At 40.0% G+C, this 14,855-nt stretch carries 17 protein-coding genes and 11 tRNA genes; 2 read left to right on the top strand and 26 right to left on the bottom strand.

The window, feature by feature from the left end; all coding sequences use genetic code 11:
• Positions 1-97: 97 nt before the first annotated feature.
• From ACIQZI_RS23845 to ACIQZI_RS23790, 12 genes are all read right to left on the bottom strand, one after another.
• A tRNA-Gly gene (locus tag ACIQZI_RS23845) sits at positions 98-171 on the bottom strand.
• A gap of 24 nt (positions 172-195) precedes the next feature.
• Positions 196-272: transfer RNA gene (locus ACIQZI_RS23840), tRNA-Pro, on the bottom strand.
• Positions 273-278: 6 nt separating this feature from the next.
• Positions 279-355 (bottom strand) — tRNA-Arg (locus ACIQZI_RS23835).
• Between the two features lie 26 nt (positions 356-381).
• Positions 382-467, bottom strand: a tRNA-Leu gene (locus tag ACIQZI_RS23830).
• Between the two features lie 60 nt (positions 468-527).
• Positions 528-609, bottom strand: a tRNA-Leu gene (locus tag ACIQZI_RS23825).
• 10 nt (positions 610-619) lie between these two features.
• Positions 620-695, bottom strand: a tRNA-Lys gene (locus tag ACIQZI_RS23820).
• A gap of 34 nt (positions 696-729) precedes the next feature.
• A tRNA-Gln gene (locus ACIQZI_RS23815) sits at positions 730-804 on the bottom strand.
• A 71-nt stretch (positions 805-875) separates the two neighbouring features.
• Positions 876-951 (bottom strand) — tRNA-Asp (locus tag ACIQZI_RS23810).
• Between the two features lie 22 nt (positions 952-973).
• Positions 974-1,045: transfer RNA gene (locus ACIQZI_RS23805), tRNA-Glu, on the bottom strand.
• 17 nt (positions 1,046-1,062) lie between these two features.
• Positions 1,063-1,153, bottom strand: a tRNA-Ser gene (locus ACIQZI_RS23800).
• Positions 1,154-1,157: 4 nt separating this feature from the next.
• Positions 1,158-1,232, bottom strand: a tRNA-Asn gene (locus tag ACIQZI_RS23795).
• A 133-nt stretch (positions 1,233-1,365) separates the two neighbouring features.
• On the bottom strand, positions 1,366-1,839 hold the full coding sequence (locus tag ACIQZI_RS23790; protein ID WP_403078220.1) for a SprT family protein: 474 nt from the start codon (positions 1,837-1,839) through the stop codon (positions 1,366-1,368).
• A gap of 181 nt (positions 1,840-2,020) precedes the next feature.
• Between ACIQZI_RS23790 and cmpA the strand changes: the two genes are divergently transcribed.
• Positions 2,021-2,140 (top strand): cortex morphogenetic protein CmpA, encoded by a 120-nt coding sequence (cmpA, locus tag ACIQZI_RS23785; RefSeq protein ID WP_152534698.1) that lies wholly within the window; start codon positions 2,021-2,023, stop codon positions 2,138-2,140.
• A gap of 52 nt (positions 2,141-2,192) precedes the next feature.
• Here the strand turns inward: cmpA and ACIQZI_RS23780 are convergent, their stop codons facing one another.
• The 14 genes from ACIQZI_RS23780 to acpS all read right to left on the bottom strand — a co-directional run bounded on the left by ACIQZI_RS23780 (position 2,193) and on the right by acpS (position 13,954).
• Positions 2,193-4,379, bottom strand: a complete 2,187-nt coding sequence (locus ACIQZI_RS23780) for a Tex family protein (protein ID WP_403078211.1) — start codon at positions 4,377-4,379, stop codon at positions 2,193-2,195.
• A gap of 169 nt (positions 4,380-4,548) precedes the next feature.
• Positions 4,549-5,157: a PP2C family serine/threonine-protein phosphatase gene (locus tag ACIQZI_RS23775; protein ID WP_403078208.1), complete on the bottom strand. Its 609-nt coding sequence runs from the start codon at positions 5,155-5,157 to the stop codon at positions 4,549-4,551.
• Positions 5,154-5,945: an RNA polymerase sigma factor SigB gene (gene sigB, locus ACIQZI_RS23770; protein ID WP_062187793.1), complete on the bottom strand. Its 792-nt coding sequence runs from the start codon at positions 5,943-5,945 to the stop codon at positions 5,154-5,156. Before sigB ends, ACIQZI_RS23775 begins: the two co-directional genes overlap by 4 nt.
• Positions 5,923-6,396 carry an anti-sigma B factor RsbW gene (gene rsbW, locus ACIQZI_RS23765; RefSeq protein ID WP_403078204.1) on the bottom strand — a complete coding sequence of 158 codons (474 nt, stop codon included), beginning with the start codon at positions 6,394-6,396 and terminating at the stop codon, positions 5,923-5,925. The genes sigB and rsbW overlap by 23 nt, the downstream gene beginning before the upstream one ends.
• On the bottom strand, positions 6,393-6,725 hold the full coding sequence (locus ACIQZI_RS23760; RefSeq protein ID WP_403078201.1) for an anti-sigma factor antagonist: 333 nt from the start codon (positions 6,723-6,725) through the stop codon (positions 6,393-6,395). The genes rsbW and ACIQZI_RS23760 overlap by 4 nt, the downstream gene beginning before the upstream one ends.
• A 62-nt stretch (positions 6,726-6,787) precedes the next feature.
• Positions 6,788-7,798, bottom strand: a complete 1,011-nt coding sequence (locus ACIQZI_RS23755; RefSeq protein WP_062187799.1) for a PP2C family protein-serine/threonine phosphatase — start codon at positions 7,796-7,798, stop codon at positions 6,788-6,790.
• 9 nt (positions 7,799-7,807) lie between these two features.
• Positions 7,808-8,209, bottom strand: a complete 402-nt coding sequence (locus tag ACIQZI_RS23750) for an anti-sigma regulatory factor (RefSeq protein ID WP_062187801.1) — start codon at positions 8,207-8,209, stop codon at positions 7,808-7,810.
• Positions 8,210-8,213: 4 nt separating this feature from the next.
• On the bottom strand, positions 8,214-8,570 hold the full coding sequence (locus tag ACIQZI_RS23745) for an STAS domain-containing protein (RefSeq protein WP_403078196.1): 357 nt from the start codon (positions 8,568-8,570) through the stop codon (positions 8,214-8,216).
• A gap of 2 nt (positions 8,571-8,572) precedes the next feature.
• Complete coding sequence (locus tag ACIQZI_RS23740) at positions 8,573-9,400, bottom strand: STAS domain-containing protein (RefSeq protein ID WP_062187805.1); 828 nt, start codon at positions 9,398-9,400, stop codon at positions 8,573-8,575.
• A 462-nt stretch (positions 9,401-9,862) separates the two neighbouring features.
• Positions 9,863-10,213, bottom strand: coding sequence for a type II toxin-antitoxin system PemK/MazF family toxin (locus tag ACIQZI_RS23735; protein WP_028390571.1), 351 nt, complete (start codon positions 10,211-10,213; stop codon positions 9,863-9,865).
• Positions 10,214-10,220: 7 nt separating this feature from the next.
• Positions 10,221-10,511, bottom strand: coding sequence for a CopG family ribbon-helix-helix protein (locus ACIQZI_RS23730; protein ID WP_062187838.1), 291 nt, complete (start codon positions 10,509-10,511; stop codon positions 10,221-10,223).
• Positions 10,512-10,669: 158 nt separating this feature from the next.
• Positions 10,670-11,815 (bottom strand): alanine racemase, encoded by a 1,146-nt coding sequence (gene alr / locus ACIQZI_RS23725; RefSeq protein ID WP_403078230.1) that lies wholly within the window; start codon positions 11,813-11,815, stop codon positions 10,670-10,672.
• A 467-nt stretch (positions 11,816-12,282) separates the two neighbouring features.
• A complete protein-coding gene (locus ACIQZI_RS23720) occupies positions 12,283-13,290 on the bottom strand; it encodes a LolA family protein (protein WP_403078187.1) in 1,008 nt (335 codons plus the stop codon).
• Positions 13,291-13,600: 310 nt separating this feature from the next.
• Positions 13,601-13,954 carry a holo-ACP synthase gene (acpS, locus tag ACIQZI_RS23715; RefSeq protein ID WP_403078178.1) on the bottom strand — a complete coding sequence of 118 codons (354 nt, stop codon included), beginning with the start codon at positions 13,952-13,954 and terminating at the stop codon, positions 13,601-13,603.
• Positions 13,955-14,135: 181 nt separating this feature from the next.
• Here acpS and ACIQZI_RS23710 point away from each other — a divergent pair, with 181 nt between their 5' ends.
• Positions 14,136-14,732, top strand: a complete 597-nt coding sequence (locus ACIQZI_RS23710; protein ID WP_403078175.1) for a rhomboid family intramembrane serine protease — start codon at positions 14,136-14,138, stop codon at positions 14,730-14,732.
• Positions 14,733-14,855 lie beyond the last annotated feature (123 nt).

Genomic DNA, 14,855 nt, shown 5'->3' with positions numbered 1-14,855 from the left:
CCAAAAAGTGTTTGACTTGCTCATTGTTTTTATAGTGTGTACTCACTTCAATTAAAACGTTGGCGCTTTGTTTTGTTCAGTTTTCAAAGAGCAATATTGGAGCGGGTGAAGAGAATCGAACTCTCATCATCAGCTTGGAAGGCTGAGGTTTTACCACTAAACTACACCCGCATATTATTAAAAGTCAAAAATGAATGGTCGGGAAGACAGGATTCGAACCTGCGACCCCTTGGTCCCAAACCAAGTGCTCTACCAAGCTGAGCTACTTCCCGTTTATATGGCGCGCCCGAAAGGAGTCGAACCCATAACCTTCTGATCCGTAGTCAGACGCTCTATCCAATTGAGCTACGGGCGCATAAGTACTATCTGAATTACATTCTTTGGTGCGGCCGAGAGGACTTGAACCTCCACAGGGTTTCCCCCACTAGGCCCTCAACCTAGCGCGTCTGCCATTCCGCCACGACCGCAAAAGCGACATTGATTATCTTATCACATTCAACATTTTGTGTCAACAAGATTTTCAAAAGTGCGGGTGAAGGGACTTGAACCCCCACGCCTCGCGGCGCCAGATCCTAAGTCTGGTGCGTCTGCCAATTCCGCCACACCCGCATAAGATAAATGGTGAGCCATGCAGGATTCGAACCTGCGACCCTCTGATTAAAAGTCAGATGCTCTACCAACTGAGCTAATGGCTCATCGTTCAACATTACTTATGTCAAAATATGAAAATGGCTGGGCTAGAAGGATTCGAACCTTCGCATGACGGAATCAAAATCCGTTGCCTTACCGCTTGGCTATAGCCCATCAATTTATGAATAACAAATTATTATTGCATTGCAGTTGCTAATGCTTGAGCAATACCTTTTTTAAAAAAATGGCGGTCCCGACGGGAATCGAACCCGCGATCTCCTGCGTGACAGGCAGGCATGTTAACCGCTACACCACGGGACCAGTATGAAAATAAATAAAGCGATGACCCCTACGGGATTCGAACCCGTGTTACCGCCGTGAAAGGGCGGTGTCTTAACCGCTTGACCAAGGGGCCTTCGTAATAATAGTAGCTGGCGGAGAAGGAGGGATTTGAACCCTCGCGCCGGTTACCCGACCTACACCCTTAGCAGGGGCGCCTCTTCAGCCTCTTGAGTACTTCCCCAAATTGGCTCCGCAGGTAGGACTCGAACCTACGACCGTTCGGTTAACAGCCGAATGCTCTACCACTGAGCTACTGCGGAATAATATAAAAATTTGGTGTCTTATAGTAGAACTCAAAGACTATAATGTCGTGATAACTTTGAGTTATCTTTTGTCGACTCTTTAGATTATAAGGACGTTTCAAACTAAAGTCAAGCATCTTTTCAACTTTTTTCAAACCTCATTACTATCAATAAGAAACAACTTCCCTTTACACGTTCCACACACATACTTTGATGTATTTATCCTTCTTTTCCTACTATACAATTGACCACATAACTTACAAGCATATTGATATATTTTTTGATTTTGTTTTCTCTTACTCTTGTCCGTTGATAATGGCGTGCAAAATCTAGGAGCCCCCACCTGTTTGAGAAGCATTTTAAAATCTTTATCTTTATGTTGATATCCTCTCCCCTCAAGATGAAGATGGTAATGGCAAAGCTCATGTTTAATAATGCCTATAAGCTCCTCTATGCCTCTCTCATCATAGTATTTCTTGTTGATTTCTATATCATGCGAGCGCAACAGATATCTGCCACCTGTTGTTCTAAGACGAGAATTGAAAGATGCTAGATGTCTAAAAGTCCTTGCAAAATCCTTAAGTGAAATTTCTTCTACTAGTTTTTGAAGTTGCTGATCTTCCACTCTTCCACTCCTCTCTAACTGGGGGCGATGTCCATCTTTTTTATTTATCATAAACGAAGAATATTCTTTCTTAAAGCTTATTTTGATTTGATTCACCATTTTTTAAGGTTTGCCATGGGCACGAGACATCCTCTCTATTCATATACTATTAAAAACGTCGAATTAACTGGGGGCTTATTCCATGCCTATATGGCTTCAAAATCAAATTCGTAGGGCATTTCACGAAAAAAATCATGTTCAAGTGAAGATGCTGAATCAATGTTGGTTTTACTATTGGAATAACGAAAGTGTTCATTATTAAAGGAAAAATCCTAACTAAAAAACACCTCCGATAAGGAAGTGTTTTTTACATTTTAGAGTTGGTCTTTCGGTTCAAGCATGGTTAATGCCACCCTTTGCTTATTCATATCGATTGAATCCACCCAAACTGTTACTACATCTCCAACAGCCACAATATCCAATGGGTGCTTCACAAATTTATTGCTCAGTTTTGATATATGTACAAGTCCATCTTGTTTGACACCGACATCAACAAAGGCACCAAAGTCGACAACGTTACGAACAGTTCCTTGAAGCTCCATTCCTTTTTGTAAGTCTTCTAACTTTAGGACATCTTGTTTAAGTAAAGGTTTTGCCAAATCGTCACGAGGGTCACGACCAGGTTTTCTTAAATCATCCATAATGTCCTTTAACGTAATGTCCCCAATCTCTAAGCTCTCCGCCAATTCCTTTATATCCTCACGATTAGACAGTGCTTCATGAAGAACTTCACTGCCAATGTCTCGAGAAGTAAATCCTAATTTTTTCAAGAGTTTATTGACCGCTCCATAGTTCTCTGGATGAATGGATGTCTGGTCTAATGGTTCTTCACCATCTACTACTCTTAAGAAACCGATGCATTGCTCGTAGGTTTTGGCTCCGAGGCGCGGAATCCCTTTTAAGCTTTTTCTACTTGTAAACTTCCCTTCTTCTTCCCGCCTCTTCACGATGTTTTGTGCAACAGACTTGGAGAGACCAGCTACATATTGAAGGAGAGACGGAGAGGCTGTATTGACGTTCACACCTACTTGGTTAACGGCTGTCTCGACAACAAAGGCAAGCGATTCTGATAATTTCTTTTGCGAGACATCATGCTGATATTGACCGACCCCGACTGACTTCGGATCAATTTTAACCAACTCCGCCAACGGATCTTGTAAACGGCGACCGATAGAAACGGCACTCCTTTGTTCTACCGCAAGATCAGGAAACTCCACACGAGCGATGTCAGATGCAGAGTAGACACTTGCTCCCGCCTCGTTTACGATGATGTACGAAATTTGTTCCCGAACTTCTTTCAGGATGTCCGCAATAAATTGTTCAGATTCACGAGAAGCTGTGCCATTTCCAATCGCAACGATTTCTACTTGGTATTCTTTTAAAAGTGAAATGGTCGTATTCACTGCTGCTTCTTTCTTGTTTACCGGAGGGTGCGGATAGATGACATCAATCGCCAGTACTTTTCCTGTTTCATCAATCACAGCAAGCTTACAGCCTGTTCGATACGCAGGGTCGAGTGCTAGAACGACCTTGCCTTTTAAAGGCGGTTGAAGCAGAAGATTGCGCAGATTTTCCGAGAAAATATGAATCGCCTGATCTTCTGCTTTTTCTGTCAGTTCTTTTCTAATTTCGCGTTCAACAGAAGGCATGATCAGACGTTTAAAGCTATCCTCAATCGCTTCCTTAATTGGCGTAACAGCGCTAGAGACCGATTCTTTCGTCACAACCTTTTCAAGATAAGCAATAATCGCTTCTGTATTTGGAACAATGGAAATTCGTAGCACGTCCTCCTTTTCTCCTCGATTCAGCGCTAATACTCGGTGTGGCACTATTTTGTGAACAGGCTCAGAGTACTCGTAATACATTTCAAAGATTTTCTTTTCGTCTTTTTCTTCGTCTTTGACTGTAGACACAAACGTACCCGTTTTAAAAACATCCGCTCGTACTTTTTTGCGATATTCTGCGTCATCTGCAAGAATTTCCGCAATAATATCCTTTGCTCCGTTGATCGCCTCTTCAACCGTATGTACATCATGCTCTTCGGATAAAAATTCTCCGGCTTTTTCCTCAATCGATTCAGAAATAGGGAGTTCAAGCAGCCATATAGCAAGGGGCTCTAAGCCTTTTTCTTTCGCCACTGTCGCTTTCGTTCTTCGTTTTTGTTTATAAGGGCGATATAGATCTTCTACTTCCTGAAGTTTGTCCGCCTTAGTAATTTGTAGTTGCAGATCTGGAGTAAGTTTCCCTTGTTCCTCTATACTTCGAATAACCTCAACCTTACGTTGATTTAAATTTTCCAAGTAATTCGAACGCTCCATGATGGTCTTAATTTGTACCTCATCTAATGAGCCAGTTATTTCTTTTCGGTATCTTGCAATGAAAGGTACGGTATTACCTTCTTTGAGCAAGTTCATCACATTTTGTACTTGTTGTGTTTTCAACGCTAGCTCACGAGATACTTTATTTACAATTTCTTTAGTTTGATTTTCCTCTACAATCACTGTTTTTCCTCCAAGCTAATCGTTAATATTTCCACTGCTAAAAAATTCCTTATACGTATAGTTTAGCAAAAACCTCGACTCGTTGCGAATATGACGAGAATAAATCTCCACATTATTCATTTAAACTTTCTATATAATTTTTCATAATAAAAAGCTTACTTCCAAAGGTTCATGAAAGTAAGCTTCCTATAATAAACGTCGAGTCATCGGCTTGGACCTTTATTCCTTCAATTATTTCTTGGGCCTTCTGCTCCAAAGGGGAACAGGACTTTAATAGGGCTTTCGCTCTTTGAAGTTGAACACCATCTGAGTGAAGAATGAAGCTCGCCCCAGGTTCATATTTAAATCGCTGAGTACGATACTTTTGTTGCCTTCCAGATAGAAATCCCGTAACAGGAAGTGGGTAAACGAGCTTCTCCTTTTCGGGATTATACAAGAAGAACCGAATGTTTCCAACCGCGCTGTATACAAATTCACTCGTATCGAAATAAATCTTTATTACAGATACGGCAGCCCCTCTTTTGTTTGTCAGAACTCCATTCCCTATATCCATAAGCGCTTGGACGCCTTTGTTTTGATTTGCCATAATCTCCTCAATGACAGCATGTGAAGATTCATAGGCAAATTCCCCACTACCGAGACCATCTGCAAGTACACAGAGAAGATACTCATCTGTATGAGCTATATAATAATCATCACCACAATAAATCTCTCCGTTTTTAGAAGATTGAAAGGCACATAACTCGAATTGATTCTTAGAAAAAAACTCCCTTTTCATCGAACAAACTCCGTGTTATTCTCTGCATGTACGGCTTCCCGAAGCTTCTTTATTGCTCGCCGTTGAAGTCGGGATACATGCATTTGCGAAATTCCTAGTTTCTCGCCAGCCTCTTTTTGACTCAGGTTTTCTAGATACGTCAATTGGATAATACTTTTTTCTCTTTCAGTTAACACATACAATACTTTTTCGAGCACCATGCGCTGATTAACACGCTCGAATCCTTCATCAACATCCCCAAAAATATCAAGCAGTGTAACCGTTCCACCATCTGAATCTGCCTCCATTGAATGATCAACAGATAATGCTTGATAACTTTTTCCCATTTCCATTGCTTCTAACACTTCTTCATCAGCTACTCCTATAAAGTCGGCGATTTCTTCTACTTTAGGAGAGCGATGGAGGACAGTCGTCAATTCTTCCACAGCTACCTTGATTTTCGGACCCAGCTCTTTAATACGTCTTGGAACATGGACACTCCATGTTTTATCACGTAAATATCTTTTGATTTCACCGATTACAGTCGGAACTGCAAAGGCTTCAAAGCTTTTCCCGAAAGATTCATCGTATCTGCGAATAGCTCCTAATAGTCCAATCATTCCCACTTGTACAATATCTTCTTGGGATGCTTTTCCCTTTGAATATTTTCTAGAGATGGCTTCGACTAAATTTCGATAATGGAGGACAAGTTGATTTTGGGCTTCATCATCCTGATTGAGCTGATAGGCTCGAATCCATTCATGCACTTGCTCTTTTACAGCTTGATTAGGTTGAGAGTGCTTTTGCATCCATCTCCACCTGCTCTCCATCAACAAACTTAGTCATGAAAACCGTAACCCCTTCATGTTGGTGAATTTTCACTTCATCCATAAGAGTCTCAATGAGATAGAGGCCCAAACCTCCTTCTCTTAAAAATTCAACTTCATGCTCATTTTTATATGGTCCAAGCCCTTGACGCACTTCATCAAAGTTGCAACTTTTTCCACTGTCGGAAACCATCACTTCCAATCGGTCTTCATATAAGCCAAAGCTAATTTTCACTTGTCCGTGATCCTGTTCTTTATATGCGTGTTGCACAGCATTTGTACACGCTTCGCTTGTGGCAATCTTCAAATCCTCAATTTCCTCGTAAGTAAAGCCCATTCGACTAGCAATTCCAGAGAGCGTTAATCGGATGACTCCAATAAAATCAGGTTTTGCCGGGATCTTCATTTCGATGTATTCATATGCTTGACTCATTCTACTCCACCCTCTGCATGACTTTTAATATCGATGATATCAGCGAGACCGGTAATATCAAACAGACGTTGCAAACGTTCTGACAATCCAACTAGTGTAAAAACACCATTGTGCGCACGTACGCTTTTAAATAAACCAACGAAAACACCTAGACCAGTACTGTCCATATACGAAACCTCTGTCAAGTCAACAATCATGATAATTCCTTCTCGCTTAGATAAAGGATTTAATGTTTCACTAAGTTTAGGCGCTGTATACGCATCAATTTCACCTTTTACTCGTACTTCTACCCCAGAGGTAATATCTTTTACTTCAACTGTTATGTCCATATCAATGCCCCCACCTTTTTCATCCTAGTATCCTCTGTTTTATTTACCCGCTTATCATCACATTAAACATCTCTTTTTAAAATAAGTAATGTAAAATCATCGCGAAGTTGAAAATGCTGCATTTTCTCTAGCTGCTTAAAGAGACGATTGACTATATCTTGTGCATGTAGGTGAATGTTTTGTTGAATAAATTCAATCAAGGTTTCTCTCTCAATAAACCCTTCACTCGTACGGCATTCAGTAACACCATCCGATAACAGAATAATCATATCTCCAGGCTCTACCTTTTTTTCATACTGCACATACTTCGTTTTTTTATCAACACCTAGCAGTAAACCTTTCGCAGTCAAATCTGTAAATCCCTTTGTAGCGGCTTCATAATAGAAACCAGGCTCATGGCCAGCTGCTGAATAGGAAAATCGATGGTTCTCGGGGTTATACAATCCATAAAACATCGTAATAAACATGCTAGGATCAACATTGTGTTCGACGACACGATTCAAGCTTTCCAGCACGCTACTGGGATTATGCCGGTGTTCCGGTAGACTATCCATCGCATATTTAATCATGGACATACAAAGCGCTGCAGGAATCCCCTTCCCGATTACATCCGCAATGGCCACACCAATATGCTTCTTTTCATCTTGAACGAAGTGGTAATAATCGCCACTCATTTGTCTTGCCGGCACGCTTATTGCTCCAATTTCAAGACCATTCACATTTGGGATGGTCGTTTCAAGTAAAGTAGATTGAACGTTGGCAGCAATTTCAATTTCCGTTTTCAGTTCTTGTTGGATATGTCTGAGGCTTTGATGTTCACGATACACGAAACCGTAACCCATCATGACTTCAAGTAGAAAATCGAGTGAATCCAGAACTTTATCTGGGGTGTCTGGGTAAACGTCCATCAGGATATTTTTATGAATATTAATGATTTCTTCAGGTGCAATATTATATTCAATCGATTTTTTACTAATTTTTTGCCCTTGATATAACGCTTGCTCCGTTTGTTCTTGCAAATAGGTAGAGAGAGCTTCACGGTAATTGTTTTTCATGTTCTCTCTGTATGTCATAGCATCCTCCTAGCGGAGCCATTTAATGGCTGTGATTTTGGTTCCTTTATTCGGAAACGAATCAATATCGAACTCATCCATTAAACGTCTTACTCCTGGAAGACCTGCTCCTAGCCCTCCAGAGGTTGTATAGCCATCTTCCATGACTTTCCGGATATCTTGTATCCCCGGACCTTCATCACTTGCTATAATCTTCATACCGGATTTTCCATTCTCATACTCTTTTTCTATACAAACGCTGCCACGTCCAGCGTATAAATATATATTTCTGGCTAGTTCGCTGATAGCCGTCGTAATACGTGCTTGGTCGACAGTACCAAATCCCAGCTCTTTAGCGACATTTCGCCCCAATTGACGCGCGGCGACAATATCCCATTCATTGATTATTTTCACGCAGGATTGGAACTCCATACCCTTAATCCCCCAATTCCTGTTGTAATTTCTCCAGGCCTTTCTCTAAATCTAGCGCTGTCATAACTCCTTCTAGACTAATACCAAGCTCGATTAGGGTTATCGCTACAGCAGGCTGGATTCCAGTGATTACAACCTTCGCTCCCATCAGCTTTGACATACTGAATACATCACCCAGCACTTTTGCGATAAAGGAATCAATAAAATCAATGGAGGTTAAATCAATTACAACACCACTCGCACTCGTTTCGTGTATTTTATTTAATAAGTCCTCTTGAAACCCGAGTGCCGTAGCATCATCCAATTCCCATTGGATCGACACTAAAAGGTAGTCATATAGCTTTAATATTGGAATTCTCATCGTCACTCCTCCACCTTAGTAATCTTTCGGTTTAACAATTCTAAGGCAGCGTCAATTCCTTTTTTCAACGAATTCTTTGTAACAATTTCATTCAAATTTATTCCTAAACTAACAATCGTTTGGGCAATTTCAGGACGAATGCCACAAATCATACATTTCGTTCCAACAAGTCGGACCGCTTCCGCCGCTTGTATAATATGATGAGCTACCATTGTGTCTACTACCGGAACACCTGTGATATCAATTAAGACGACCTCTGAACGCTGCTTAACGACCCCAGTCAGTAGGTTTTCCATGATTTGTTTAGCCCGTTCAGTATCAATGGTCCCAATTAATGGCATGATGGTAATCCCTTCTATAACCGGAATTAGCGGTGCGGATAGTTCTTGGAGCGCCATTTTTTGAAGTGAGACTGTCCTTTCCCACGTTTGGGTGTATATTGAAATAATTTCTTGTTTCATCGGCGATGTCCATTTATCTAAATCGTATATGATCTCCATTTGATTATCTTTTGTAACCTGCTCTTTTACGACCATTCCATTGATCACAACTAGAGTAAATTTATGAAGCCCTTCAATTATGAATGAAAGCGGCCATCCTAAACGCACAACCTTCTCTGCAAAATCAGAAAGTTTTGAAGTAAATTCTTCATTGTCCCTTCTTGTATTGGAGAGGATCATATCAATAAACTCTGCGCTTGTTTGCACAAACATCTCATCGGAAACCACATTAATAAGGCGCTCATCGGCATTTTCCTTCATGAGATTCATCCATTCCTCTAGCATGTAGTCACGACTATGGGTAATAAATGTAAAAACTATTTGATTCATAATGTCCTCCCATCTTAACATATCCCTTTAGACTCTACGCTCACTTCGCAGGGATGTTATGTAAATGTAAAACAAAGTTAACCTTTCCTTCTTTAAAATGGTGAAATATTACATATATTACTTTTTATCATAAGGTTTGTAATGTTACATCTTATTGCTCTTTTTGCTTCATTCATCATGTAAACGTTTTATCAGATTTTCTTTTTATGTAACACAAATAAGCATTTTTTAGAATCCTCCCCCTTAATAAAACCCTCTTTCTAAGCCCACTAAACCTCTTATCAAGGAAATATTGTTTATTTAACAAAGTATACACAATGCTAATTCCCCTCTATTTGACTTAAAAAATCAAAAAAAAATAACGATTTCAGCAAAAAGCTAAAATCGTTACTGCACCTATGCTTAGGCATAATTTATTATATAAAGACGTCCTCTTTAAAAGGAAAAACCTTTTTTCACACACTAAAACTCTACTAGTCCTAGACTAATCTGTAAAGCTTCATTCACCTTATGCATCATTGGTTCATCCAGATGTGTAATCTTGTCTGTTAAACGCTGCTTATCGATAGTGCGTATCTGTTCTAAAAGGATGACCGAATCACGTTCAAATCCATATTTCTTTGCATTAATCTCTACGTGTGTAGGCAGTTTAGCTTTCTGTATCTGTGCTGTAATAGCTGCTACAATCACAGTTGGACTAAAGCGATTTCCAATATCATTCTGAAGGATGAGTACCGGACGAGTTCCACCTTGTTCGGAACCTACAACCGGAGACAGGTCTGCGAAGTATACGTCACCGCGTTTAACAACAATCAAGGGATCAGCCTCCGCTTGCTAATCGTTCAACGGAATGTTCAGCCTCATATTCTGGATATTCTGCTAGGAATGCTTCAGAAGCAAGGGTTAGATTCAAGGTGGCCATTTCGATATAACCACGTTTCATGGATTCGCGAAACTCTCTTTTTTTACGTTCACGAAGATACATTTTCGTCGCACGATAAATAAATTCACTGCGATTTACATTTTCTTCACTTACATAACCATCTAATTCGGTTAGGAAATTTTGAGGTAATCGAACTATTATCTCTCTTGTTGCGCTGGATTCAGACACAAACATACACCTCCACCAATCACTACACACCTATTACTAATCCTTTTCAATATTACCATTAAAATCACTATCTGCAAAGAGTATATTCTAGACTATATATTATTATCAACAAAAACCCGTAAAACTTATTCATTTTTCTGAAACAATTTTAACAAGCATTATAATAGTGCATTTACCACATGAGTTATTTTACCACTTTTAACATACACACGAGGTATTCTTGATGCTATCATACAGGTGATTTCGTAATTAATGGTTTCTAACTGCGCCGCAATTTCATCAACCGAAATCTCTTGTCCATTATCCTTACCAATTAACGTTACTTCTGTATTAATGGGCGTATTTTCGGGGAGTTTGATCATGCATTGATCCATGCAAATCCGGCCAACTATAGGCGCTTTTTTTCCGTTTACAAGTACCTCTTGTCCCTGCAACTTGCGTATCCAGCCATCTGCATATCCAATAGGAAGCGTGGCTATCCACTCATTCCCAGTAGCGGTATACGTTGCTCCATAACTAACACTCTCGCCCTTCTTCAACTCTTTCACATTTACGATTCTTGTTTTTAAAGACAAAGCCGGACGAAGAGGAAAAGGCAATAATTCTTTCATTTCTACTGAGGGAGTTAGCCCGTACATAGCAATCCCCATTCTCACCGAGTTGAATGTGGCTTCTGGAAACCTTAATGAAGCTGCACTATTCGAGGCATGAATCAACTTAGGTTTTGTTTTCAGCCAGGACAGCATTTCTTGAAAAACTCCCAGCTGTTTGTGATAGTAGTTTTCATTAAGGCTATCTGCAGTGGAAAAGTGTGTATAAATTCCTTCGAAGACAAAACGCGAATCCTCAAGTAAACTTCCTTCAATAGCCTCTAGCTCCACCCTATTTCTAATTCCAAGTCGTCCCATTCCACTATCACATTTCACATGAACATATAAAACATCTTCACCTTGAAGATACGGCTTCGCTCGCTGTATCCAATCATCTTGAAAAATAGTGAGCGTAATTCGTTCCACAGACGCAATCTTTACGCTTTCCGGTCTCGTCGCCCCTAATACAAGAATGGGTGCTGAAATTCCTTTCTTCCTTAGCGCCAAGGCTTCATCCAAAAAAGCAACAGCTAAATAGTCAGCACCAGCGTAAAGAGCCGTCTTTGCAACTTCAAAATCACCATGGCCATACGCATTCGCCTTCACAACTGCAAATAATTTTGTTTGCGCTGATAGATGTTTCTTCAAATTTATAATGTTTTCATAAATATGATCTAAATTAACTTCTGCCCAGGTATCTCTGTAGAATTCCATCTTTTCCAACTGTAACCCTTCTTTCTAAAAAAACGCCGCAGATCGATGACCTAATTATTATCCATCAATCAAAGAACTAACTATATACGTCAAACCCAAAGTGGCAACAACATTCAAGCACGTTTTTTATTTTTCTTTGCTTGTAAATAGTATAGTCAAAAAACGAAACCATGAAAAGTTTCCTTCTCTATTGTGACAGAATTATACGCTAACTTTCATTCAAAACGAATATGGCGTAAAACGCCACCATTTATCATGAAGGATTAATCCTGTAACACGCTCAACTCACCTAATCACAATGGTGGCGGTGCGGAGCCGAAATTTTGGATGCTTTCTAAGGTAAAATCAGTACACCTGCTAAGTAGATTAACGACATTAGTAAGTCGCGAAGCCTCGTCCCATATCCTCAAACAAAAAGGTCCTCAGCTCAGAAGGCATCCGATGCCTCGAGCTGAGAACCAACTTCATTATTTTTCTGAAGTCCCATCAACCGTTCTCGCAATATCCAATAATTCTTCTTTCTCCATATCTTTCGAGGCAAGCGTATAATCTACCCCATCATACGTCCAAGTAACACTGTTCGAAGTGGCAGCCCCTACTGTAAACCCAAGATCAACTGGTTCTCCATTCACAGATGTTGCCACAAGTGAAGTTTCTACTACCTCTGCTTTTTCTTGAATCAATGTAAAGCTCTTGTCACCTTCATACGTAAGAATAACTCGCTTCCCATTTTCTGTTGTAATTTCTTGTTCATCAATCAGACTTGCACCTTTGGCTTCATTCGGGTATTTTACAGCAAACGCTTCATCTTTCGCTTCATTCATAACAGGTACTTCTAGTTTTGCACGTGTCATGTTCTTTTGCATGTCGAACGCATCTTTATCGAATGCAGCATCGAACTTCACTTTAGAGAATTCAACCGTTACAAGTGAATTATGATCCGCATCCATCACTTTCACACTAACAGGCGATAGATCTTTTTTATTGATAGTAATTTCTTGATATGGCAGCATTTTATTATTTTGATAACGTGTTTTTGTTTCAAACACGTAATGATCGTCCGTGGCTGTGAATTTTGCACTTTTATCTTCAATAATATCCTTTACCAACGACTCATATAAATAGGCTTGACTGCTATTTTCCGGCCATTCACTTTGAAATTTAAAGCTTTTATTCAACGCAGGCGTCAACACATACACTCCATCATTGTTACGGAGAATCATTTGACTTTGTTCTTTCGCAGAATTCTTCAAGCTCACTCTGTAAAAATCAGGATTCTTGTGCCAAATCTCGACATCATAACTCTGAGGATCTGTCCCCATTTGTAAGGTCATCTTAGCCTGGGCTTTGTATCCCTTCATTCCTTCGACCTTGTCATTTAACGAACTGACCACATCGCCTTGTGACTTTTGTCCGCAGGCAGAAAGAACAAGCAAAAGCATGATCCCTGCAAAAAGCATTACGATCTTCTTCATCTTTTCAACCCCTTTTTGTCATTTGAACGTAAAAGGGAGAGGAAAAGGCAGGATCCAGTCATTGAGGTCTATGCATATCTCGGTAGTTGATGTATGATTTCTGGTTGCTTCAACATGTTTGCTTATCGCTAAACAGCTTTTATGAAAAACTGATTCGAGAGTACCTTTCCTGCAATGTACCTTTTACCGGGCCTTGTCTCCCTATAGCACTATGAATATATGAGACAACCCCGATGAATATGACCCGTCTGATAAGAAAAGCGAAAGCATCTTGGCACCAAAACCCATTTTATACATCCATCTTAGCTACCTATCTTTCTTCGATGATAACCGTAGCTGCAGCATATTCTCGACTATGCGTGATGGAAAGATGAATCCCCGCTGCGTATGGCCGAATAATTTCTGGCTTACCCAATTCATTGGGTTTTACTTCAATATCTAAGAATGACAGACTTCTCCCAATCCCTGTGCCTTCTGCTTTAGAAAAGGCCTCTTTTGCAGCAAACCGACCTGCAAAAAACTCGACTCTTCTACGATCATTCAGACTTAAAAAGGTCTTCCGCTCCTCTACCGTTAAAATTCTTTCAATAAATTTTGGCTGCCGTTCAAGTAGTTTTTGAATTCTTTGTAATTCCACAATATCCATTCCGATTCCTTTAATCACTTCTAACTCTCCTTCTATCCTGAATCCAAATTCATATATTTTAAAAGTGACACACAGGAATTACCTTCGATTTCGCCAATATATATATTATTGCCAGTATCTATCCCTCATTCTAAGACAAACCCATACTTATCTGGTTTAATGGTCGTATAAGACTCGAAAAAATTAAGGACGGTGAACCATGTTTACTCGAACAGAAAGTTTCCGACAATATCTTTCTTATTATCCACTCGTCTCCATCTTAATAGCCTTTACTATTTTCCTATTTTTCTTAGGCTTATTACCCATACTGCCTGAAGGTTTTTTGTTTGAAAAAGGTCAAGGTGTGAACCTATATATCTCTTCTGGTGAATGGTGGCGCTTAGTTACACCGATTTTTTTACACAGTTCATTTTCACATTTATTGTTCAACTGCTTTGCACTCGCCATCTTTGGTCCTCCCCTCGAACGATTGCTGGGCAGTCTTACATTTACGGTCTTTTTTCTTATCACAGGTATTTCAGCAAATATTATTACCTTTATCCTGCAGCCGCCTACCTATATCCATGTAGGGGCAAGCGGAGCGATTTTTGGTTTGCTTGGCTTTTATTTATATCTCGTTTTATTCCAAAAAAATCGTTTACCAACACAAGAAGTTAAAATGATATATACGCTAATCGGTGTAGGCGTGTTGATGACATTCATCCAACCGAACATAAACATTACTGGTCATCTCTCAGGGCTTGCTACTGGTTTACTCCTTGCATCTTTATTTATCCAAAATAGACTTAAGCGCTAGTGTTGTTCCATTTAAAAAAGCAAAGGCCTAGCCTCCGCTTTTTGCATGGAAAAGGTGGCGGGGCTGCGCATAACCAGCTCCGCACCGCGCCTCCATTAGGTGATGCATTTTTAGAACCTGAAC

The sequence above is a fragment of the Peribacillus sp. NPDC096379 genome, from assembly GCF_044762875.1.
Taxonomy (GTDB): domain Bacteria; phylum Bacillota; class Bacilli; order Bacillales; family DSM-1321; genus Peribacillus.
This window is presented reverse-complemented; position numbering and strand designations above follow the sequence as displayed.